The 23497-nt window shown below is 61.1% G+C and carries 15 protein-coding genes, 1 other RNA gene and 1 pseudogene; 7 read left to right on the top strand and 10 right to left on the bottom strand.

Features of this window, described 5'->3' with window-relative positions:
* Nucleotides 1-81: 81 nt before the first annotated feature.
* On the bottom strand, nucleotides 82-420 hold the full coding sequence (locus KGB28_RS14710) for a YbaB/EbfC family nucleoid-associated protein (protein WP_007971455.1): 339 nt from the start codon (nucleotides 418-420) through the stop codon (nucleotides 82-84).
* 67 nt (nucleotides 421-487) lie between these two features.
* Nucleotides 488-2569: a DNA polymerase III subunit gamma/tau gene (gene dnaX, locus KGB28_RS14705; protein ID WP_223446109.1), complete on the bottom strand. Its 2082-nt coding sequence runs from the start codon at nucleotides 2567-2569 to the stop codon at nucleotides 488-490.
* Between the two features lie 171 nt (nucleotides 2570-2740).
* Between dnaX and KGB28_RS14700 the strand changes: the two are divergent.
* A pseudogene (locus tag KGB28_RS14700) lies at nucleotides 2741-3009 on the top strand (amino acid ABC transporter substrate-binding protein); the annotation flags it as partial.
* Nucleotides 3010-3069: 60 nt separating this feature from the next.
* Here KGB28_RS14700 and ffs read toward each other — a convergent pair.
* The 6 genes from ffs to KGB28_RS14670 all read right to left on the bottom strand — a co-directional run bounded on the left by ffs (nucleotide 3070) and on the right by KGB28_RS14670 (nucleotide 12350).
* An RNA gene (ffs, locus tag KGB28_RS14695) (signal recognition particle sRNA small type) lies at nucleotides 3070-3166 on the bottom strand.
* Between the two features lie 111 nt (nucleotides 3167-3277).
* Entirely contained in the window at nucleotides 3278-4444 is a 1167-nt protein-coding gene (locus KGB28_RS14690; protein WP_223446107.1) for a putative zinc-binding metallopeptidase, read from the bottom strand.
* Between the two features lie 187 nt (nucleotides 4445-4631).
* The gene (gene ligA / locus KGB28_RS14685; RefSeq protein WP_223446105.1) at nucleotides 4632-6989 is read right to left on the bottom strand and encodes an NAD-dependent DNA ligase LigA; all 2358 of its coding nucleotides are present in this window, start codon (nucleotides 6987-6989) and stop codon (nucleotides 4632-4634) included.
* Nucleotides 6990-7080: 91 nt separating this feature from the next.
* Complete coding sequence (gene zipA / locus KGB28_RS14680; RefSeq protein ID WP_223446103.1) at nucleotides 7081-7941, bottom strand: cell division protein ZipA; 861 nt, start codon at nucleotides 7939-7941, stop codon at nucleotides 7081-7083.
* Nucleotides 7942-8199: 258 nt separating this feature from the next.
* A complete protein-coding gene (gene smc / locus KGB28_RS14675) occupies nucleotides 8200-11688 on the bottom strand; it encodes a chromosome segregation protein SMC (protein ID WP_223446101.1) in 3489 nt (1162 codons plus the stop codon).
* A gap of 2 nt (nucleotides 11689-11690) precedes the next feature.
* Nucleotides 11691-12350, bottom strand: a complete 660-nt coding sequence (locus KGB28_RS14670) for a GntR family transcriptional regulator (RefSeq protein WP_046042869.1) — start codon at nucleotides 12348-12350, stop codon at nucleotides 11691-11693.
* Nucleotides 12351-12627: 277 nt separating this feature from the next.
* On the opposite strand from KGB28_RS14670, the gene xdhA reads away from it, so the two are divergent.
* The 4 genes from xdhA to guaD all read left to right on the top strand — a co-directional run bounded on the left by xdhA (nucleotide 12628) and on the right by guaD (nucleotide 18746).
* Complete coding sequence (gene xdhA / locus KGB28_RS14665) at nucleotides 12628-14082, top strand: xanthine dehydrogenase small subunit (RefSeq protein ID WP_223446099.1); 1455 nt, start codon at nucleotides 12628-12630, stop codon at nucleotides 14080-14082.
* Nucleotides 14075-16474: a xanthine dehydrogenase molybdopterin binding subunit gene (gene xdhB / locus KGB28_RS14660; protein WP_223446097.1), complete on the top strand. Its 2400-nt coding sequence runs from the start codon at nucleotides 14075-14077 to the stop codon at nucleotides 16472-16474. The genes xdhA and xdhB overlap by 8 nt, the downstream gene beginning before the upstream one ends.
* A 116-nt stretch (nucleotides 16475-16590) precedes the next feature.
* Entirely contained in the window at nucleotides 16591-17433 is an 843-nt protein-coding gene (gene xdhC / locus KGB28_RS14655; RefSeq protein WP_223446095.1) for a xanthine dehydrogenase accessory protein XdhC, read from the top strand.
* 8 nt (nucleotides 17434-17441) lie between these two features.
* Nucleotides 17442-18746: a guanine deaminase gene (gene guaD, locus KGB28_RS14650; RefSeq protein WP_046042873.1), complete on the top strand. Its 1305-nt coding sequence runs from the start codon at nucleotides 17442-17444 to the stop codon at nucleotides 18744-18746.
* Nucleotides 18747-18908: 162 nt separating this feature from the next.
* Here the strand turns inward: guaD and KGB28_RS14645 are convergent, their stop codons facing one another.
* Complete coding sequence (locus KGB28_RS14645) at nucleotides 18909-19673, bottom strand: GntR family transcriptional regulator (protein ID WP_008021853.1); 765 nt, start codon at nucleotides 19671-19673, stop codon at nucleotides 18909-18911.
* Between the two features lie 355 nt (nucleotides 19674-20028).
* Between KGB28_RS14645 and KGB28_RS14640 the strand changes: the two genes are divergently transcribed.
* Entirely contained in the window at nucleotides 20029-21219 is a 1191-nt protein-coding gene (locus tag KGB28_RS14640) for a benzoate/H(+) symporter BenE family transporter (protein ID WP_223446093.1), read from the top strand.
* Between the two features lie 60 nt (nucleotides 21220-21279).
* Here KGB28_RS14640 and KGB28_RS14635 read toward each other — a convergent pair whose 3' ends face one another.
* A complete protein-coding gene (locus KGB28_RS14635; RefSeq protein ID WP_223446091.1) occupies nucleotides 21280-21624 on the bottom strand; it encodes a YggL family protein in 345 nt (114 codons plus the stop codon).
* 233 nt (nucleotides 21625-21857) lie between these two features.
* Here KGB28_RS14635 and dacB point away from each other — a divergent pair, with 233 nt between their 5' ends.
* Nucleotides 21858-23318, top strand: a complete 1461-nt coding sequence (dacB, locus tag KGB28_RS14630; protein WP_223446089.1) for a D-alanyl-D-alanine carboxypeptidase/D-alanyl-D-alanine-endopeptidase — start codon at nucleotides 21858-21860, stop codon at nucleotides 23316-23318.
* Nucleotides 23319-23497: the final 179 nt, after the last annotated feature.

Below are 23497 nucleotides of genomic sequence, written 5' to 3'. Positions count from 1 at the left end.
CCACAGACCCAATGGCCAGAAACAAAAATGCCAGGCGCTATGCCTGGCATTTTTGTAACTCATCTGCCGCCTGAAGGCGAATCAGAATGGCAGTTTCATGCCCGGCGGCAGTTGCATGCCGGCAGTCATGCTGCCCATTTTGTCCTGGCTGTTGGCTTCGATCTTGCGAACGGCATCGTTGACCGCGGAGGCGATGACCGCTTCCAGCATTTCCTTGTCGTCTTCGCTCATGCCTTCAACCAGGCTTGGGTCGATGGTCACGCTCTTGACGTCATGACGACCGGTCATCACCACGGTGACCATATCGCCACCGGCCTTACCGGTGACTTCGGCGTTGGCCAGTTCTTCCTGCATCTTGGCCATTTTTTCCTGCATCTGCTGCGCCTGCTTCATCAGGCCGGCCATGCCACCTTTCATCATGGTAATCACCTCAAAAGTACTTGGATTAAAACAGCGCCCGGCCCATGCGGCCGGACGCCTTGCGTTATTAGCCCTGAGTGACCAGGGCGTCGACAGGTTCAATAGTATCGTTACGGACCACCGCACCGAACTGCTGCATCATTTGCTGGATGAACGGATCACCGTGGATCGATTCCTCCGCCTCGCGCTGACGGTTGGCGCGGCGGCGCGAAGCCGCTTGTGCCGGGGTTTCCTGCTCGGGCTTGATCAGCTCGATGCTCAGGGTCAGCGTGCGCTGGTGATACTGGTTCAGCGCATCGTTGAGGCGACGCTGTTGAGTGGCGTTGAACAAGGCACTGTGGGCCGGGTCCAGGTGCATCAGCCAATTGTCGCCATCCACCGCAATCAGCGTGCAGTTGGCGGCGATGCTGCCGGTCATGCCGGAGATCGGCAATTTCGGGAACAGCTCCAGCCATTGCAGGGCCAGGCCGGTGGCGGGCATTGCCGCGGGCTCAGGCTCGGGCTCCGGAGCCGGGTCGGCGGCATGCTCGCTGGCCAGTTCGTCGAGGTAACTGTAGGCCGAATCCATGTCCGGCTCGATGTAATCCTCATCCAGCGGCGGCTCGTCATCCAGGTCCATGCCCGGCGTCGCGGCATCGACGGCGGCCACCGATGGTTCCGGGATCGGCGCGGCGGCCCACTCCGGGGCGTCCGGCACCACGCTGTCCGGCGTCGGCAACGGCATCGGCGGTAATTCGGGTTGTTCGCTGGCGGTTTCCAGCACCGGCTCCACCGCCGGTTGCTGAACGGGGGCTGGCTCGACCGGGTCATTCCACGGCAGGTCGACCACCTCTTCGACTACGGCCGCTTCAACCACAGGCGCAGCTACAGGTTCTGGCACAACGACCGGCGCAACCGGTTCCGGTGCAGGCGATGGAGCCGCCACTGGCGCAGCCACTATCGGTGCAACGGCCGCAGCGACTACCGGCGCAACAACCGGCGCGGCAGCCACTGAGTTTGCGGAATCAACTGTGGCCTGGCTGATCCCCACTGGCTTTAGCGGTTGCCTCGGGGCATCCGCGGTGTCTGCGGGCCGGAACGCCAGCATCCGCAGCAACACCATTTCAAAACCACCCCGGGGATCCGGCGCCAGCGGCAGGTCGCGGCGGCCGATCAGGCCCATCTGGTAGTAGAACTGCACATCTTCGGCCGGCAACGCCTGGGCCAGTGCCAGCACGCGATCACGGTCGCCGTGACCGTTATCGACACCTTCCGGCAAGGCCTGGGCGATGGCAACACGGTGCAGCACATTGAGAATTTCCGAGAGCACACCGTTCCAGTCCGGGCCTTGTTCGGCCAGGTGGCGGACGGCTTCGAGCAACGCCTTGGCATCGCCTTCGATCAGGGCATGCAGGACGTCGTAGACCTGCCCGTGATCGAGAGTCCCGAGCATCGCCCGCACGTCGGCGGCCATGACCTTGCCTTCACCGAAGGCAATCGCCTGGTCGGTCAGGCTCATGGCGTCACGCATCGACCCGTCGGCGGCTCGGCCCAGCAGCCACAGCGCGTCGTCTTCGAACGGCACGTTCTCGACACCCAGCACGTGGGTCAAATGTTCGACCACCCGCTCCGGAGTCATGTTCTTCAGGGAGAACTGCAGGCACCGCGACAGAATCGTTGCAGGAAGTTTCTGCGGATCAGTGGTCGCCAGGATGAACTTGACGTAGGGAGGCGGCTCTTCAAGGGTTTTGAGCAGTGCGTTGAAGGAATGGCTGGAGAGCATGTGCACTTCGTCGATCAGGTAGACCTTGAAGCGCCCGCGGCTCGGGGCGTACTGCACGTTGTCGAGCAATTCGCGGGTATCTTCGACCTTGGTGCGGCTCGCGGCGTCGATCTCGATCAGGTCGACAAAGCGGCCTTCGTCGATTTCGCGACACACCGAGCATTCGCCACAGGGGGTCGAAGTGATACCTGTTTCGCAGTTAAGGCATTTGGCAATGATCCGCGCGATGGTGGTCTTGCCGACCCCACGGGTACCGGTGAAGAGGTAGGCGTGGTGCAGCCGCTGGCTGTCCAAGGCATTGATCAGAGCCTTGAGCACATGGGTCTGGCCGACCATTTCGCGGAACGAGCGCGGACGCCATTTACGTGCAAGAACCTGATAACTCATCGAAAACCGTCGCAGCGAAGGAAGCAGAAGCGGCTAATGCTAGCGGAGCAAGGCACAAATTGCATCCGGTGCGCTCGTGTATTGTGGCCAAGCTGCACATCGGGGGCTATTAACGGAGTGTTTATGCGGCTGGCCTTGGGGGCATTGCTGTTGATCAGCCTGGACAGCGTGGCTGCGCAATCGTGGCTGCCCGATCAGCCTGGCGATTATCTCTGGAGCATCCCGCTCTTCACTCAACCCGACGTGTTGATCACCCGGCATGCGCCGCCGTGCGCAACGACCCGCAAGTGCCGGTGCAGCGCATTCTGCGCACCCTGGTTCGGATGAAGATGTCCGGGGAGATCGATGAGATTGTCCGGCGGTATATCGGTGGCGAACCTGCGGTTGTGGATAAACCGCAAACGGCGAAAAACCGCCCTGGACAAGATCCTGGCAGCTAGCGAAAGACTGTTTTCAGAAAGATAACGCGAGAGAACACTCGCGTGGCGTTAAGGTGGTAACCCCACCAGCCACACCCCGGCACACAATGTCACCGCTGCGGCTGCTCCCTTCCAGGCCTGACCGGGTTCACGGTTGATCGTTGCGGGGGGACCGATGGGGTCACCATAACGACGCTCACCTGTCGGCGAGCCGCGCCATTGTACCTATCTGAGGCGAAGTTACAACCGTTGGTTTCGGATTAAAAATATGAGGGGGTTCAAGCACTTGCTATTGTGCCTCAAGCACCTCATCCGCCCTGCCGCCCTCCTGCTGAATCACCAGATGGATAAAGTGCAGCTTGGCAATGCCCGCCGGTGGCAGGACGAACGGATAGAAATCCGGCTGCCCCATGCTGCGTGACAATTCGTTGAGCATGCCGGCCAGTTCGATCCACGCATTGACGAACGACAGGAACGCCGCGCCGCCGGGATGCTGTGGATCGTAGAGGGTATCCAACGGAAACGGCTGATAGTCGAAGTCCATTTCCCGGGCGCTCATGCCAAATCCCAGCGCGGTATCCACTGCGTCCATCATGTGCAGGTAATGCGCCCAGGTTTCGGCCCAGTCTTCCCACGGGTGCATGGTGGCGTAGGCGCTGACGTAGTGCTGCTGCCAGTCGAGCGGTGCGCCCTGCTGATAATGCCGCTCGAGGGCTTCGGCATAGCTGGCGCGTTCATCGCCGAACAACCCTCGAAAAGGCTCAAGCCACTGGCTATTGGCGATCAATCGATCCCAGTAGTAGTGCCCGACTTCGTGACGGAAATGCCCGAGCAACGTGCGATAGGGTTCGTGCATTTGCACCCGCACTTGTTCGCGGTGGGCATCGTCGGCTTCCTTGATATCAAGAGTCACCAGGCCATTGGCGTGTCCGGTGGTAGGCGATTGGCCTTCGAGGTCCACGCCGATGAAATCGAAGGCAAGGCCGGTCTCTTCATCGACGGTTTTGGGAATCACCTGCAACCCCAGGCTGAGCAGTTGCGCGACCAGACGCCGCTTGGCGGTTTCCACCTTGCGCCAGCGCTCGTGGTTGTCGGCTAACGACAGGTCAGGAATGGTGCGATTGAGGCTGCAGGCAATGCACAAGACGTCATGGTCATTGGCAGGCAGCAACCAATTACAGGCGGCCGGGGAGTCGAGGTTGGCGCAGCGTCGAAACAGGCCAGCCCCGAGATCGGCATCAAGCAGCCAGGTGCCCGCTTGCACACCCGGTTGCAGCGCAGACAAGCGACTCTGCTCCGGCTGATAACCCAACACCGCCGAACAGGCCAGGCACTGGCTGTTGCGAAAGAACAGCGACTGCCCGCAACGACAGGACCAGACCTTGCTGTTGCGCGAATGTTCGGCCATGAACGGCGCGGCGATGCGCGAGCTGAGTTGCTCGAAGAAAGGGTACATGGTGATCTCTCCCTGGGGCTTGCAGAGACTAGATCATTCCCGAGAGGTGATCGTTCCCGTTTTCTGCGGGGCTGTTGAAATCGCCTTCGCGAGCAAGCCCGCTCCCACATTCGATCGGATTCCTACAGGAAGAGCCCGTTCAAATGTGGGAGCGGGCTTGCTCCGGGCGGCGTTCCGACGAATGGCTTCACACCGAAATATCATGCTTGCGCAGAAACTCGACAAACGCCTCTTCATCCAGCACCTTCAACCCCAGCTCGTTGGCCTTGGTCAGCTTCGAACCGGCACCCGGCCCTGCCACCACGCAATGGGTCTTGGCCGACACCGAGCCGGCGACCTTGGCGCCGAGGCTTTCGAGTTTGTCTTTGGCGATATCGCGGCTCATCAGCTCCAGCGAGCCGGTCAGCACCCAGGTCTGCCCGGCCAGCGGCAAGCCTTCGACGACCTTCTTCTCGCTCTGCCAGTGCATGCCGAAATCGGCCAGCTGCCTCTCCGCCGCTTCGGCCAATTGGCGATTTTCCTCGACCGCAAAGAATTCGCGCACCGAATTGGCCTGTTTCTCCGGCAGCGCCTGGCGCATATCCAGCCAATCCGCGCCGATCACCGCCTGCAGCGAGCCGAACTTGTCCGCCAGTTTCTGCGCCCCGCCCGGCCCGACCAAGGGGATATGCAGCTTGTCGAGGAAACCACCCAGCGTGGTGCTCGCCGAAAACTCGGCACCCAACTCGCCCTGATCCTGAATCTGCATGCCATGCCTGAGCAAATCGGCGATCACCTGCTGGTTATGCGCGTCCTCGAAGAAGCTGTGGATCTCGTGCGCGACTTCCAGGCCAACATCCGGCAAGTACGTCAGCACCTGCGGCAAGGCCTGCTGCACCCGCTCCAGCGAACCCAGGGAGCGGGCCAGAACCTTGGCCGTCTCCTCGCCGACATCGGGAATCCCGAGGGCGTAGATGAACCGCGCCAGGCCCGGCTTCTTGCTGTCTTCGATGGCGCCGAGCAGGTTCTTGCTCGACAGTTCGGCAAAGCCTTCCAGATCGACGATCTGTTCAAAGGTCAGGGCGTACAGATCGGCCGGCGAGCTCACCAGGCCTTCGTCGACCAGTTGCTCGACGCTCTTCTCACCCAGGCCTTCGATATCCATGGCGCGACGGGAAACGAAGTGAATGATCGCCTGCTTGAGCTGCGCACCGCAGGCCAGACGACCGACGCAGCGATACACCGCGCCTTCGCTGACCGTTTCGCGGCCCTTGCTGCGTTTGATCAGTTGCGTGCGCTCGACATGGGAACCGCACACCGGGCACTGCTCGGGAATCTGCACTGGCCGGGCGTTTTCCGGACGGCGTTCCATGACCACTTGCACCACCTGCGGAATCACGTCACCGGCGCGGCGGATGATCACCGTGTCGCCGATCATCAGGCCCAGGCGCGCGACTTCGTCCATGTTATGCAGCGTGGCGTTGGCCACCGTGACGCCCGCGACCTTGACCGGTTTCAGACGCGCCACCGGCGTCACCGCCCCGGTGCGGCCGACCTGGAATTCCACATCGAGCAGCTCGGTGAGCTCTTCCATCGCCGGGAATTTGTGGGCGATGGCCCAACGCGGCTCACGGGCGCGAAAGCCCAGTTCACGCTGGGAGGCAATGCTGTTGACCTTGAACACCACACCGTCGATTTCATACGGCAGCGCGCTGCGACGCTCACCGATGTCGCGGTAATAATCCAGGCATTCGGCGATACCGTGCGCCAGTTTCAGCTCATGACTGATCGGCATGCCCCAGGCCTGGAGTTGCTGCAAATTGCCGATGTGCGTATCGGCGATGTCCGCCGACACCTGGCCGATGCCGTAGCAGCAGAACTCCAGCGGGCGATTGGCGGTGATCTTCGAGTCCAGCTGGCGCAAACTGCCTGCCGCCGCGTTGCGCGGGTTGGCGAAGGTCTTGCCGCCGACTTCCAGTTGCGTGGCGTTGAGCCGCTCGAAACCGGCCTTGGACATGAACACTTCGCCGCGCACTTCCAGGGTCGCCGGCCAGCCGGTACCGTGCAGTTTGAGCGGGATGTTGCGTACGGTGCGCACGTTGACGCTGATGTCTTCGCCGGTGGTGCCGTCGCCACGGGTCGCGCCGCGCACCAGGATACCGTCCTGATACAGCAGGCTGACGGCCAGGCCATCGAGCTTGGGCTCACAGCTGTACTCGACGGTTGCGCCGCCACCGAACAGATCGCCGGCCGGCAGGTCCAGGCCTTCGGTCACCCGGCGGTCGAACTCACGCATGTCGGTTTCTTCGAAGGCGTTGCCGAGGCTGAGCATCGGCACTTCGTGACGCACCTGGGTAAATGCCGACAGCGCCGCGCTGCCCACTCGCTGGGTTGGCGAGTCGCTGGTGATCAGTTCGGGATTGGCCGCTTCCAGAGCCTTGAGCTCGTTGAACAAGCGGTCGTACTCGGCGTCCGGAATGCTCGGCTCGTCGAGCACGTGGTAACGATAGTTGTGCTGATCCAGCTCAGCGCGCAGCTCTAAAATACGGTTCTTGGCGGCGGTCATGGGTGTTCTCTCATAAAGCAAAAGAGCAGCCGAGGCTGCTCAATCTGTTTTGCCGATTATCCCGCGCACCGCGCGGGAATAACCATTTCAATCAACGTTTCTGGGTCAGGGCGCGGCGTTCGAATTCCACGATGCGCTGACGGTAGTGCTCAATCGTCTGGGCAGTCAGCACGCTGCGCTGGTCGTCTTTCAATTCACCGTTCAGCTCTTGCGACAATTTACGCGCTGCCGCCACCATCACGTCGAAGGCTTGCTTCGGATGGCGAGGGCCTGGCAGACCCAGGAAGAAGCTCACCGCCGGAGTGCTGAAGTGGTCGATGTCGTCCAGGTCGAATACGCCAGGCTTGACGGCGTTGGCCATGGAGAACAGCACTTCACCGTTGCCGGCCATGCTTTCGTGACGGTGGAAAATATCCATCTCGCCGAAACGCAGACCGCTTTCCAGAATGTTCTGCAACAGCGCCGGGCCCTTGAAGCCGGCAGCGTCGCGGCAGATCACGCTGATCACCAGCACTTCTTCAGCTTGCGGTTGCTCTTTGTCGTTGACCGCTGGCGAGGACTTGGTGTCATCCGGGAAATCGTCGTCGCGGCTGCTGAAGCTCGGGCCGCCGTCCAGATCCAGGCTGAGGTTCATGTCGCCCTGGGAAGGCTCGCTGTGGCCACGCTTGCCGCGCTTGGAGCCCGACTCGCGAGGCTCGCGGGCCGGCATGCTCACCGACGGCAGATCGTGCTCGTCCAGTTGCGGCTCTTTATGCGTGTCCAGCACGCGCGGCGGGCCCAGCAGCTCGGCGCTGGTGCTGCTGTCCTCGTCCGGCAGATTGGACAGACTTCGATCAAGACGGAACTTCAGTTTTCCCTTGCCGCCGCGCATACGGCGCCAGCCATCGAAAAGAATACCGGCAATGACAATAATGCCGATGACGATCAGCCACTCGCGCAGACCGATTTCCATGTAATCCCGTGCCTCTATAAAAAATGCTGAAAAATAAGGGGTTTACAACCTGCAAACCGCTTTAAAACGTGGCGCCAACTCTATGTTCTGACAGGCGTTTTGCCCACGTATACGAAAAATTGACATTAAACTAGCACGACCAAAGGCAACTTTACACCGTCTACCACGTTGGCTAGCGCGAATATGTCGATTGGCCAGCAAGTCGAAGCCAGGAAAAGAGTCCTACACACCGTAAGCCACCTTTTCTACAACCACGACTCAGGCGTCCACCATCGCCATCGCCTCCTCGACATCCACCGCCACCAGGCGTGAACAACCGGGTTCGTGCATCGTCACCCCCATCAGTTGTTCGGCCATTTCCATGGCGATCTTGTTGTGGGTGATATAGATGAACTGCACTGTCTGTGACATCTCTTTTACCAATCGCGCGTAGCGTCCAACGTTAGCGTCATCCAGTGGCGCGTCAACCTCATCGAGCATGCAGAACGGCGCCGGATTCAATTTGAAGATCGCAAAAACCAGGGCCAATGCGGTCAGGGCTTTTTCGCCGCCGGAGAGCAAATGGATGGTGCTGTTCTTCTTTCCTGGCGGCTGCGCCATGATTGTTACCCCTGTATCGAGTAAATCTTCGCCCGTCAGTTCCAAATATGCGCGGCCACCACCGAAAACTTTTGGGAAAAGCGCCTGTAAACCGCCATTGATCTGATCAAAGGTATCCTTGAAACGGTTACGGGTTTCCTTGTCGATCTTGCGAATCACGTTCTCAAGGGTATCGAGCGCTTCCACCAGATCGTCGTTCTGCGCATCCAGATAACGTTTACGTTCCGATTGCTGCTGGTACTCATCGATGGCCGCCAGGTTGATCGCGCCCAGACGCTGGATCCTCGTAGCGATGCGCTCGAGTTCTTCCTCGGCATCCTTCTCGCTGGCCTCGGCGGTCAATGTTGCGAGTACGCCGTGGAGATCGTAGCCGTCTTCCAGCAATTGGTCCTGCAAGGTCTTGCGGCGCACGGTCAGGGCTTGCCATTCCATGCGTTGGGTTTCGAGCTGACTGCGAATCAACTGGGATTGTTGTTCGGCCTGGCTGCGGCGCTTCTCGGCGTCGCGCAGTTCGCGGTCGGCGTCTTCGAGGGCGATCTGCGCAGTCTTGAGTTCTTCGTCGACGGTCATGCGCTTGTCGAGCAACTCCTCGAGCTTCAAACGCAGCTCTTCCAGCGGTGCTTCGCCCTCCTCCAGATTGAGGCTCAGTTGCTCGCGTTTTTCGGTCAGCCGCTCGGACTGCATCTCCAGACGTTCCAGCGCCTGACGCGTTGAATCGTGCTGGGCCTTGAGCGAGCCCAGGCGCACCGCCAACTGATGGGCGTGATCCTTGTGCTGCCGGGCTTCCTGACGCACCCGGTCCAGGCGTTCGCGCAGGCTGTCGCGCTGGGCCAGCAGTAACTCCCGCTGTTCGGTGTCCAGCGCCATGCTGTCGAGGGCTTCCTGCAATTGCAGGCGCGCTTCACCGATATTTTCGTGTTCCAGCGCTCGCTGCTCGTCGAGTTCGATAAGCTCTTCGTCGAGACGCGTACGGCGCAGGGTCAATTGTTCGGCCTTGGCCTTTCCGGCGGACAATTGAGCCTTCAATTCACCTTGCTGACGCGCTTCGTCCTGCAGCAAACGGCGCAAATGTTCGCGGCCGTTCTCCTGCTGACGCTGCTGCGCCCTGAGATTCTGCAGTCGGGTTTCCAGGGTTTCGACGGCGGCTTCGCGCTCTTCACGCTCAAGGCCCAGTTGCTGGATTTCCTGTCCACGGGCGAGCACGCCGCTTTCCGCTTCACTGGCCCGACGCACCCGCAGAAAATGCCGTCCGACCCAATAACCGCAACGGCTGATCAGGCTCTGCCCGGCAGCCAATTGCCCCCGCAAGGCCAAGGCCTGTTCGAGACTGTCCACCGGCTTGACCTGCCCCAGCCATGGCGACAGATCGAGCTGCGCCTCAACCTTGTCCAGCAGGCTGCCTGGCATCCGTACGCCATCGCTGGACGGGCTGAGCAAACGCAAATCGCCTTGGGCAAAACCCGATAGATCGAAATCGTTGAAATCATCCACCAGCACCGCTTGCAGGTCGGCGCCGAGCACGGTTTCCACCGCCAGCTCCCAACCGGCCTCAACTTTCAGGCCTTCGGCCAGGCGCGGGCGATTCGCAAGATTCTGTTCGCGCAGCCATTCGGCGGTGCCGGTGCCCGGATCGAGCGCGGCTTGTTGCAAGGCTTCGAGCGAAGCCAACCGACCGTTGAGGCGCTGCAAATCGCCTTGGGCCTGCTGTTGCGCGGTCAACGCCTGCTGCAGTTCCTGACGCAATTGCTCAAGCTTTTCGACCTGGGCTTCTTCGCTGGTCTGCAAATCCTCAAGGGTCGCTTCGGATTCGGCGAGCTGCTCGCTGAGCTCCATGATCGCCGCGTCTTCCGGGTCCGCCGAGAGCAAGGCGCGTTCCTCGCCAAGACGCTTCTGGCGATCGGCCAGGCGCTCGAGGCTGGTTTCCAGCTGCTGGATCCGCGATTGCTGCACTTCGGCCTGACGGCGCGGCTCGGCGGCGGTGAGGTTGAACGTATCCCACTGCTCTTGCCAGCCGTGCATGGTGGTTTCGGATTCTTCCAGCGCGGCAGCGGCCTCTTCGGCGGCGGCGCTGGTGACTTCCTGCTCCGGGGTGAGCATGTCCAGCTCTTCGCCGAGGGTTAGCAGCAGCGTGCGGTCGTGGCCCAGGTGCGATTCGGTTTCCAGGCGTGCGCGCTCGGCCTCTTTCAGGTCTTCCTGCAACTGGCGCAAACGCTGCTGGCCGTGCTGGATGCTCTGCTCGACTCGGGCAATGTCGCCGCCAACCGAGTAGAAGCGCCCCTGCACCAGATTGAAGCGCTCCGACAGGTCGTGGTGTCCGTCACGCAGGCGCTCGATGCTTGCGTCGGCATTGCGCTGTTCGGCCACCAGGGCTTCGAAAGAAACCTCCTGGTTACCGATGATCGCTTCACGCTGGCCAACCTGATCATTCAGCGCCTGCCAGCGCAGGGCTGACAGTTGGGCCTTGAGCTGACGCTCCTCGCCCTTGAGTTCCTGATACTTCTTGGCGGCCTCGGCCTGGCGGTGCAAGCGTTCGAGCTGACGCTCAAGCTCTTCGCGCAGGTCGGTCAGGCGCTCAAGGTTTTCGTGGGTGCGGCGGATGCGGTTTTCGGTCTCGCGCCGGCGCTCCTTGTACTTGGAGATACCCGCGGCTTCTTCGATGAAGTTACGCAGGTCTTCGGGCTTGGACTCGATCAGCTTGGAGATCATCCCCTGCTCGATGATCGAATAGCTGCGCGGGCCAAGGCCGGTGCCGAGGAAGATGTCGGTGATGTCGCGGCGCCGGCATTTGGTGCCGTTGAGGTAGTAGGTGGTCTGGCTGTCGCGGGTCACTTTGCGGCGGATGGAGATTTCCGCATAAGCGGCGTACTCCCCGAGCAAGGTGCCGTCGGAGTTGTCGAACACCAGTTCGATGCTCGCCTGGCTCACTGGCTTGCGGCTGGTGGAGCCGTTGAAGATGACGTCGGTCATCGATTCGCCGCGCAGGTTCTTCGCCGAACTCTCGCCCATCACCCAGCGTACGGCGTCGATGATGTTCGACTTGCCGCAACCATTGGGCCCGACCACCGCCGCCATGTTACTGGGGAAGTTCACCGTGGTCGGGTCGACGAAGGACTTGAACCCCGCCAGCTTGATGCACTTGAGCCGCACCCTCAGGCGTCCGTCAGGGCAGAGATCACCAGATCGCAACTGCGCTGGGCGTAAGCCGTCAGCACCACGCGAATCTGCGCAAAATCACGGGCCAGCACGGCAGCGAGCAAGCGTTCGAACAGCTCGAGGAATTCGCTCATCGACGCTTTGCGCTGGTCCAGCGCGAGGAAATACGCACGGCTCATGGCCGGCTGCAGATTCTCGACGGTTTCCTGCAAGTACGGGTTGTTGGCGAACGGGTACGCGGCGCGCATCACATTGAAGCTGTCGTCGACGAACGTGCGGATGTCCTGACGCTCGTAGCTGGCAGTCAGGCGTTGCTGGATCTGCACGAACGGCGCCATGTCGGCCTGGGTTTTCCAGCCGCTGGCCACCGAGTTGCCGAGCAGGATATAGAGCTCGCTCATCAGCGTGCACAGGCTCTGCACCTTGTGCGGCGTGAGCTCGGTGACGTGGGCGCCCCGTCGCGGCAGGATCGCGATCAGGTGCCGACGCTCGAGGATCAGCAAGGCCTCGCGGACCGAACCACGGCTGACATTGAGGGCCAGCGTGACCTTCTGTTCCTGGATGCGCTCCCCGGGCTTCATTTCGCCGCGAATGATGCGTTCGGCGAGGTGGTGAGCGATTTGCTCGGCGAGGCTGTCCGGCGCCTTGAACGTCATGGTTGTCCTTCAAACTCTTTGATCTGTACAAGCGGCGCAGTGTAGCGCAATTGCTGCGTCAGGGCGGAGTGCCCGCCCGGAGGTTTTTGGCACGATTCAAGCAAATTCAAGCAAAAAGGCAGGCTATCAAAGCAACGACAATAATTAAGGAACAGGTGGTTAATCGACAAATTGCAATTTCCTGACCTTTAAGTCAGAAAATCATTGACCGAAAAGTCAGACCTGCTAAATTCAGTTCCTATCGGTTAACAACAATAATGAGTCTGCGAGGCCTTCCGTGATCCAGTTTTTACTAAACCAGGAACTCCGTAGCGAGCACGCCCTGGACCCGAACCTGACCGTGCTCAATTATCTGCGCGACCATGTGGGCAAGCCCGGCACCAAAGAAGGCTGCGCCAGCGGTGACTGCGGCGCCTGCACCGTGGTGGTCGGCGAATTGCAGACCGAGGATGACGGCCGCGAACACATTCGCTATCGCAGCCTCAACTCGTGCCTGACCTTCGTGTCGTCCCTGCACGGCAAACAACTGATCAGCGTCGAAGACCTCAAGCACAAGGGTGAACTGCACAGCGTGCAGAAAGCCATGGTCGAGTGCCACGGCTCGCAATGCGGCTTCTGTACCCCCGGTTTCGTGATGTCGCTGTTTGCCCTGCAAAAGAACAGCGATGCACCGGATCATGCCAAGGCCCACGAAGCACTGGCCGGCAACCTCTGCCGTTGCACCGGCTACCGGCCGATCCTGGAAGCCGCCGAGCAGTCCTGCTGCGCCAAGCAACCGGACCAGTTCGACGCCCGCGAGGCCGACACCATCGCGCGCCTGAAAGCCATTGCCCCGACCGATATCGGCGAACTCAACAGCGGCGACAAACGCTGCCTGGTGCCACTGACCGTGGCCGACCTGGCCGACCTCTACGACGCTTATCCACAGGCCCGCCTGTTGGCCGGCGGTACGGACCTGGCGCTGGAAGTCACACAGTTCCACCGCACCCTGCCGGTGATGATCTACGTCGGCAACGTCGCCGAGATGAAGCGCGTCGAGCGCTTTGACGACCGTCTGGAAATCGGCGCCGCCACCTCCCTTTCCGATTGCTACGAGGCCCTGAACGCCGAGTACCCGGACTTCGGTGAATTGCTGCACCGCTTCGCGTCCTTGCAGATCCGCAACCAGGGCACCCTGGGCGGCAACATCGGCAACGCCTCGCCAATTGGTGACTCGCCGCCCCTGCTGATCGCCCTCGGCGCGCAAATCGTGCTGTGCAAAGGCGAAACCCGCCGTACCCTGGCACTGGAAGATTACTTCATCGATTACCGCGTCACTGCGCGCCAGGAAAGCGAGTTCATCGAGAAGATCATCGTGCCGCGGGCCAGCGTCGAAAAACTGTTCCGCGCCTACAAGGTTTCCAAGCGCCTGGACGACGACATCTCGGCAGTGTGCGCCGCCTTCAACATTCGCCTGGAAAACGGTGTCGTCGCTGAAGCCCGCGTCGCCTTCGGCGGCATGGCGGCCATCCCGAAACGCGCCGCTGCCTGCGAAGCCGCGTTGCTCGGCTCGCCATTCAACAACGCTACTGTCGAACGCGCCTGCGCTGCCCTGGCCGAAGACTTCACGCCGCTCTCGGACTTCCGCGCCAGCAAGGAATACCGCCTGCTCAGCGCGCAGAACCTGCTGCGCAAATACTTCATCGAACTGCAAACACCGCACATCGAGACTCGGGTGACCGCTTATGTCTAATCATCACGCCGTAGAGAAGACCCAAGCCGAATTGGCTGAACTGTTCGCCAAGGACCTGACCACCGGTGTCGGCCGCAGCGTCAAGCACGACAGCGCCGCCAAGCATGTGGCCGGTGAAGCGCAGTACATCGACGACCGCCTGGAGTTTCCGAACCAGTTGCACGTTTATGCGCGCATGTCGGACCGTGCCCACGCCCGGATCATCAGCATCGACACCTCGCCCTGCTACACCTTCGAAGGCGTGCGCATCGCCATCACCCACGAAGACGTACCGGGCCTGAAAGACATCGGTCCGTTGCTGCCAGGCGATCCGCTGCTGGCCATCGACACCGTGCAATTCGTCGGTCAACCGGTGATCGCCGTTGCCGCGAAAGACCTGGAAACCGCGCGCAAGGCCGCAATGGCCGCGATTATCGAATACGAAGACCTGGAACCTGTGCTGGACGTGGTCGAAGCCCTGCGCAAACGCCACTTCGTACTCGACAGCCACACCCACAAACGTGGCGATTCAGCCACCGCGCTGGCCACCGCTGAGCACCGCATTCAAGGCACCCTGCACATCGGCGGCCAGGAACACTTCTACCTGGAAACCCAGATCTCTTCGGTGATGCCGACCGAAGACGGCGGCATGATCGTCTATTGCTCCACGCAAAACCCCACCGAAGTGCAGAAACTGGTGGCCGAAGTGCTGGACGTGTCGATGAACAAGATCGTCGTCGACATGCGCCGCATGGGCGGTGGTTTCGGCGGCAAGGAAACCCAGGCGGCCAGCCCGGCGTGCCTGTGCGCGGTGATCGCGCACCTCACCGGCCAGCCGACCAAGATGCGTCTGCCACGGGTCGAAGACATGCTGATGACCGGCAAGCGTCACCCGTTCTATGTCGAGTACGACGTCGGCTTCGACAGCACCGGCCGCCTGCACGGCATCAACCTGGAACTGGCCGGCAACTGCGGTTGCTCGCCTGACCTCTCGGCGTCGATCGTCGACCGCGCGATGTTCCACTCGGACAACTCGTACTACCTGGGCGATGCGACCATCAACGGCCACCGCTGCAAGACCAACACCGCGTCGAACACCGCCTACCGTGGTTTTGGCGGCCCGCAAGGCATGGTCGCCATCGAAGAAGTGATGGATGCCATCTCTCGCCATCTGGCCCTGGATCCTTTGGCCGTGCGCAAGGCCAACTACTACGGCAAGACCGAGCGCAACGTCACCCACTACTACCAGACCGTCGAGCACAACATGCTCGAAGAGATGACTGCGGAACTTGAAGAAAGCAGCCAGTACGCCGAGCGTCGCGAAGCGATCCGTCGTTACAACGCCAACAGCCCGATCCTGAAAAAAGGCCTGGCGCTGACCCCGGTGAAATTCGGCATTTCCTTCACCGCCAGCTTCCTCAACCAGGCCGGTGCCCTGGTGCATGTCTACACCGACGGCAGCATCCACCTCAATCACGGCGGCACCGAAATGGGCCAGGGCCTGAACACCAAGGTTGCGCAGGTCGTGGCCGAAGTGTTCCAGGTGGAAATGGACCGCGTGCAAATCACCGCGACCAACACCGACAAAGTACCGAACACCTCGCCGACCGCCGCTTCCAGCGGTGCCGACCTGAACGGCAAGGCCGCGCAGAACGCCGCCGAAACCATCAAGCAACGCCTGGTGGAGTTCGCGGCTCGCCAGTACAAGGTCAGCGAAGAAGACGTGGAATTCCACAACGGCCACGTGCGGGTCCGCGATCACATCCTGACCTTCGAAGCACTGATCCAGCAGGCGTATTTCGCCCAGGTGTCGCTGTCGAGCACCGGCTTCTACAAGACCCCGAAAATCTACTACGACCGCAGCCAGGCGCGCGGCCGTCCGTTCTACTACTTCGCCTTTGGCGCGGCGTGCTGCGAAGTGCTGGTCGACACCCTGACCGGCGAATACAAGATGCTGCGCACCGACATCCTCCACGACGTCGGCGCCTCGCTGAACCCGGCCATCGACATCGGTCAGGTCGAGGGCGGGTTCATCCAGGGCATGGGCTGGCTGACCATGGAAGAGCTGGTGTGGAACAACAAGGGCAAGCTGATGACCAACGGCCCGGCCAGCTACAAGATCCCGGCCGTAGCGGACATGCCGCTGGACCTGCGGGTGAAGCTGGTGGAGAACCGCAAGAACCCGGAAGACACGGTGTTCCATTCCAAGGCCGTGGGCGAGCCGCCGTTCATGCTCGGCATCGCCTCGTGGTGTGCGATCAAGGACGCCGTGGCGAGCCTGGGCGATTACCGGCATCAACCGAAAATCGACGCCCCGGCGACCCCGGAGCGGGTGTTGTGGGGCTGTGAGCAGATGCGCCAGCTGAAGGCGGCGAAGGCTGTCGAGGCTGAGGCCGAGTTGGCTTCGCTCTAGACCGAGGTGCGGCCTTCGCGAGCAAGCCCGCTCCCACAGGGGAATGCATTCCAAATGTGGGAGCGGGCTTGCTCGCGAAGAGGCCGGTACAAACAACAGAGATGTTGAGGTGAAACATGTACAACTGGATCGACGCCCTCGCCGACCTGCAAAACCGGGGTGAGCCCTGCGTGCTGGTGACCATCATCGAAGAGCTCGGCTCGACGCCGCGCAACGCTGGCTCGAAGATGGTCATCAGCGCGAACCAGAGCTTCGACACCATCGGTGGCGGGCACCTGGAATACAAGGCCATGAAGATCGCCCGCGAGATGCTCGCCAGCGGCAAGCAGGACACCCATCTGGAGCGTTTCAGCCTCGGTGCCAGCCTGGGCCAGTGCTGCGGTGGTGCAACCGTTTTGCTGTTCGAACCGATGGGCCAGGTTCAGGCGCAGATCGCCGTGTTCGGTGCCGGCCACGTCGGCCGCGCCCTCGTTCCGCTGCTGGCCAGCCTGCCTTGCCGGGTGCGCTGGATCGATTCGCGGGAAGATGAATTCCCCGAGCAGATCCCCCATGGCGTGCGCAAGATCGTCAGCGAAGAACCGGTGGATGAAATCGATGATCTGCCGGCCGGCAGCTATTGCATCGTGATGACCCACAACCACCAGCTCGACCTCGAACTGACCGCTGCGATCCTCAAGCGCAACGACTTCGCCTACTTCGGCCTGATCGGTTCGAAGACCAAACGGGTGAAGTTCGAACATCGCCTGCGCGACCGCGGTTTCGATAACAGCGTCGTGCAACGCATGCGCTGCCCGATGGGCATCGGCGAAGTCAAAGGCAAGCTGCCTGTGGAAATCGCCATCTCCATCGCCGGTGAAATCATCGCCACCTATAACGCGAACTTCGGCCAACACACCGTCAGCGCCGGATCGATTGCCAAACTGCTGCCTGCGTCACGCCGCAGTCAAGCCTCCAATTGAGAACTCACATGCCTTTGACTCGCAAAGCTTACCGCGCCGCCATCCTGCACAGCATCGCCGACCCAGCCGTCGTGGGCATCGAAGCTTCCTACGAGTATTTCGAAGACGGCTTGCTGGTTGTGGATAACGGCCAGATCAGCGCCCTGGGCCACGCCAGCGAACTGCTGCCGACCCTGCCGGCTGACGTCGAAATCACCCACTATCAGGACGCACTGATCACTCCCGGCTTCATCGACACCCACATCCACCTGCCGCAAACCGGCATGGTCGGCGCCTATGGCGAGCAATTGCTGGACTGGCTCAACACCTACACCTTCCCGTGCGAAAGCCAGTTCGCCGACAAGGCCCACGCCGACCAGGTCGCGGACATTTTCATCAAGGAACTGCTGCGCAACGGCACCACCACTGCGCTGGTATTCGGCAGCGTGCACCCGCAATCGGTGAACTCGTTCTTCGAAGCGGCCGAGCAGCTCGACCTGCGGATGATCGCCGGCAAGGTGATGATGGACCGCAACGCCCCGGACTACCTGACCGACACCGCCGAATCCAGCTACGTCGAAAGCAAGGCATTGATCGAGCGCTGGCACGGCAAGGGTCGCCTGCACTACGCGGTCACCCCACGCTTCGCACCGACCAGCACCCCGGAACAGTTGACCCTGGCCGGCCAGTTGCTGACCGAATACCCGGATCTGTACATGCAGACCCACATCAGCGAAAACCTCAAGGAAATCGAGTGGGTCAAGGAGCTGTTCCCCGAGCGCAAGGGTTACCTGGACGTCTACGACCACTACCAGTTGCTCGGCGAGCGCTCGGTGTTCGCCCACGGCGTGCATCTGTGCGATGACGAGTGCGCGCGCCTGGCAGAAACCGGTTCGGCCATCTCGTTCTGCCCGACCTCGAACTTCTTCCTCGGCAGCGGCCTGTTCAACCTGCCGATGGCCGAGAAGCACAAGCTCAATGTCGGCATCGGCACCGATGTGGGCGGCGGCACCAGTTTCTCGCTGCTGCAAACCCTCAACGAAGCCTACAAGGTCATGCAGCTGCAAGGTGCACGCCTGAGCCCGTTCAAGTCGCTGTACCTGGCCACCCTCGGCGGCGCCCGCGCACTACGCCTGGAAGACAAGATCGGCACCCTGCAACCTGGCACCGACGCCGACTTCCTGGTGCTGGACTACAACGCCACGCCGCTGCTGGGCTATCGCCTGAAGCAGGCCAATAACATTGCCGAGACGTTGTTTGTGTTGATGACCCTGGGGGATGACCGGACTGTTCAGCAGACCTATGCGGCGGGGAATCTGGTGCATCAGCGATAAGGTTTTACGGGCATAAAAAATCCCCCGCAATCGTTAGATTCCGGGGGATTTTTGTATCTTTGAGGCCGCCTTCGCGAGCAAGCCCGCTCCCACATTTGATCTGTGCCGCTCACAAATCCCTTGTGGGAGCGGGCTTGCTCGCGAATCAGGCGACGCGGTCGATCAGATTTTCGCCGGCGAACGCCCAGGCTTCTTGGTCTGCAACAAATGCGAGAACACCGCATGTAGATCATCTGAAGCACTTTCCTCGTCGAGGTTGAGCTTGCTGTCGATGTGATCCATGTGATGCATCATCAGGTCGACCGCCAGTTCAGCGTCGCGCTTCTCGATGGCGTCGATCAACTGGGTGTGCTCGTCGTAGGAGCAGTGGGAACGGTTGCCGCTTTCGTACTGGGCGATGATCAGCGAAGTCTGGGACACCAGGCTGCGCTGGAAGCTGATCAGCGGCGCGTTTTTCGCAGCTTCGGCCAACTTCAGGTGGAATTCACCCGACAGGCGGATGCCGGCACCACGATCGCCACGGGAGAAGCTGTCGCGTTCGTCGTTGACCATCTGGCGCAATTCGGCAATCTGTTCGGCGGTCGCGTGCTGAACGGCCAGTTCAGTGATCGCTCGCTCCACCAGACGGCGGGCCATGAACACCTGGCGGGCTTCTTCGACGCTCGGGCTGGCGACCACGGCGCCGCGATTCGGACGCAGCAACACCACGCCTTCATGGGCCAGGCGCGACAAGGCGCGGCGAATGATGGTGCGGCTGACCCCGAAAATTTCCCCCAGCGCTTCTTCGCTCAACTTGGTGCCGGGCGCCAGGCGCTGCTCGAGGATGGCCTCGAAGATATGCGCGTAGACAATATCGTCCTGGGTACCGCTGCGCCCGGCTTTGCCTGCTCGCGGTTGTTTCTTTAGGGGTTGCAACTGTTCGTTCATGGGCACTCGAGTCGGAAGAACTGCGGCGAATTGACCGCGACTGTAATACGGCACAGTGGGTCGCTGGCAAGTATCGCGTAAAAAACACTGCGATTGTACACAATGGAGGGTGGCAACACGACTGTACGGCTGAATGTTGCCTCGGCTGTATCGCAACGCCTGATTACTTTTGAGTTTAGGCTTGTTCGCAGAATCCGCCTTTGTAACGCAATCCCTGTGGGAGCGGGCTTGCTCGCGAATGCGGTCTGTCAGCTAAATCAATGCCGACTGACACGTCCTCTTCGCGAGCAAGCCCGCTCCCACAGGATTCAGCGTTGCAGCGAACATCTTCATCTGTAAAAGGAACACCACCGTCATGAACGACGCCACCCACACGCAAATCCGTCCGCTGGCCGACACCTCGCCCTCGGCCATCGTCGCCGGCTTCATCGCCATGATGACCGGCTACACCAGCTCCCTGGTGCTGATGTTCCAGGCTGGGCAAGCGGCGGGCCTGAGCAGCGGGCAGATTTCTTCGTGGATCTGGGCCATCTCGATCGGCATGGCGGTGTGCTCCATCGGCCTGTCCCTGCGCTATCGCACGCCGATCACCATTGCCTGGTCGACCCCCGGCGCCGCGCTGCTGATCACCAGCCTGGGCGGCGTGAGCTACGGCGAAGCCATCGGCGCCTACATCACCTGCGCGGTGCTGGTGACGATTTGCGGGCTGACCGGCAGCTTCGAACGACTGATGAAAAAGATTCCGGCATCCCTGGCCGCCGCCCTGCTGGCGGGGATCCTGTTCAAGATCGGCAGCGAGATTTTCGTCGCGGCGCAACACCGCACCGCCCTGGTCCTGGGGATGTTTGTCACTTATCTGGTGGTCAAGCGCCTGTCGCCGCGCTACGCGGTGCTGGCAGCATTGCTGATCGGCACGGCATTGTCAGGCTTCATGGGGCTGCTGGATTTCAGCGGTTTCCATCTGGAAGTGGCCACGCCGGTCTGGACCACGCCGCACTTCTCCCTGGCGGCGACCATCAGCATCGGCATCCCGCTGTTTGTCGTCGCCATGACCTCACAAAACATGCCCGGCATCGCCGTATTGCGCGCCGATGGTTACACGGTGCCTGCCTCGCCGCTGATCACCACCACCGGCATCGCCAGTTTGCTGTTGGCACCATTCGGCTCCCACGGGATCAACCTGGCGGCGATCAGCGCAGCGATCTGCACCGGACCGCACGCCCATGAGGATCGCAACAAGCGCTACACCGCAGCCGTCTGGTGCGGGATTTTCTACGGGATCGCCGGCGTGTTCGGCGCGACGCTCGCGGCATTGTTTGCCGCGCTGCCCAAGGAACTGGTGCTGTCGATTGCGGCGCTGGCGCTGTTCGGCTCGATCATCAACGGCTTGAGCATCGCCATGAGCGAAGTGAAGGAACGTGAAGCGGCGCTCATCACCTTCATGGTCACGGCATCGGGGCTGACGCTGTTTTCCATCGGTTCGGCGTTCTGGGGGATTGTCGCGGGGGTGGTGACGTTGGTGATTCTGAACGGGCGCAAGGCCTGAAATACACAAAACCCGGGCATAAAAAAACGGCGACCCTTGGGTCGCCGTTTTTTTAGAACATCAAGCTACCGGGTTGATCGGCTTTTCCGGGTACCAGACGTCCAGCAGCGGGCTGACTTCAACGCTGGTCAGCTCGGTGCGGCCTTTGAGCCAGGCTTCAACGGCAGAGCGCTGTTCAGCGCTGACCGAGCCACGCTTCTGCAGGCAAACCAGACCGTAGTCGTCGCCGCCAACATAGCCCAGACCGTTGGCTTCCATGGCTTCTTTGAGGAACGCATCGAGGAAAGCATCAATGGCTTCATCAGCCAAATCTTCTTTGAAATCCAGGTTCAGTTCGAAACCCAGCTCTTGAAATTCATCGACGCACAGTTTTTTGCGCAGACGCTGGGAACGGTTAGTCGCCATTGGAACAATCCTCTTAAGTAATAACGGGCGGCACTTTAGCAGTTTAAGCCGCCGATTGCCTGACTCTCTGGGCCACCATGCCTACCGTCGGTAAAAAATAGCCGATCAGAATGCCCGCGCACGGCCCAAGCCGTGACACCTTGGGGCATAATGCCGACACTTTCATGACCATTGAGGGAATTTATCTCCGTGCCCTCATCTTATTTCCCCTCGGCTGTAGGGTTTTATTTCAGATGATCAAATCTTTGCGTCCATTGCTGTTGGCCGGTTTTCTTCTCCCTCTGGCCCTTCCCGTTTGCGCCGCTCCAATCAATACCGCGTTGTCGCCCAACGTTGAAAAAGCCCTGAAAGCCAGCAAGTTGCAGGACAACGCCCTGTCGCTGGTGATGATCCCGCTCACCGGCCCCGGCACCGCGACGGTGTTCAACGCCGACGTGTCGGTCAACCCGGCGTCGACCATGAAACTGGTCACCACCTACGCGGCGCTGGAAATGCTCGGCCCGAACCACCAGTGGAAAACCGAGTTCTACACCGACGGCACCTTGAGTGGCGGCATTCTCAACGGCAACCTCTACCTCAAGGGTGGCGGCGATCCGAAGCTGAACATGGAAAAACTCTGGCTGCTGATGCGCGACCTGCGTGCCAACGGCGTCACCCAGGTCACCGGCGACCTGGTGCTGGATAAAACCTTCTTCGTGCAATCGCAATTGCCGGAGTTCAATGACGACGGCAACGACGATAACAAGCCGTTCCTGGTCAAGCCCGACTCGCTGCTGGTCAACCTCAAGGCGCTGCGCTTTGTCGCGCGCAATGACTCGGGCAAGGTGCTGGTCTCGGTGGAGCCGCCGATTGCGAGCATCCGCATCGACAACCAGGTCAAGGCCCTCAACTCCAAGCAATGCACCGGTGGCGTGCGCTACAACCCGGTGGCACAGGCCGATGGCAGCGTGACCGTGACGGTCGGCGGTCAGCTGGGTGAAGGCTGCAGCTCGCAGACTTATTTGTCGCTGCTCGACCACGCGACCTACACCGCCGGCGCCGTCCGCGCGATCTGGAAGGAACTGGGTGGCAGCATTCAGGGCAAGGATGTGCTGGCGCCAACTCCGAAAGACGCCAAGGTCCTGGCCCGGGCGTTCTCGCCGGACCTGGCGGAAATCATCCGCGACATCAACAAGTACAGTAACAACACCATGGCCCAGCAGTTGTTCCTGAGCCTCGGCCAACGCTTCCGCACCGATGCCGATGGTGACGACGCCAAGGCCGCCCAGCGTGTCGTGCGTCAGTGGCTGGCGAAAAAGGGCATCACCGCGCCGCACCTGGTGATGGAGAACGGCTCCGGCCTGTCCCGTGCCGAGCGTGTCAGCGCCCGGGAAATGGCCTCGATGCTCGAAGCGGCCTGGCACAGCCCGTATTCCGCCGAATACATCAGTTCGATGCCGATTGCCGGCACCGACGGCACCATGCGCAAACGTCTGAAGACCACTGCCATGCGCGGTGAAGCCCACGTCAAGACCGGCACCCTGAACACCGTGCGGGCGATTGCCGGTTTCAGTCGCGACGTCAACGGCAACACTTGGGCGGTGGTGGCGATCCTCAACGACAAGGCCCCGTTCGGCGCCTCCTCGGTGCTCGATCAGGTGCTGCTGGACCTGTACCGCCAACCGAAACTGCCGCAGACGGCTTCGGTGTTGTAACCCGGCCCCTGAGAACAACAGAGATCCACTAATGAAATGGCTACCCCCGCCACCCCCTGTGATCGCCCACTAAGCTTTCACAGGGGGCTTATCGGAGATCATTGCCATGAGCAAAGTAGCTATTGCCGCCATCGATCTGGGAAAACACACCTTTCATCTACATGCACAGGATGATCGTG

This window comes from Pseudomonas sp. BF-R-19, from assembly GCF_019956445.1.
In the GTDB taxonomy this organism is placed as follows: domain Bacteria; phylum Pseudomonadota; class Gammaproteobacteria; order Pseudomonadales; family Pseudomonadaceae; genus Aquipseudomonas; species Aquipseudomonas fluorescens_BH.
The sequence above is the reverse complement of the archived record's forward strand: the minus strand, read 5'-3'. Positions and strand labels throughout refer to the sequence as shown.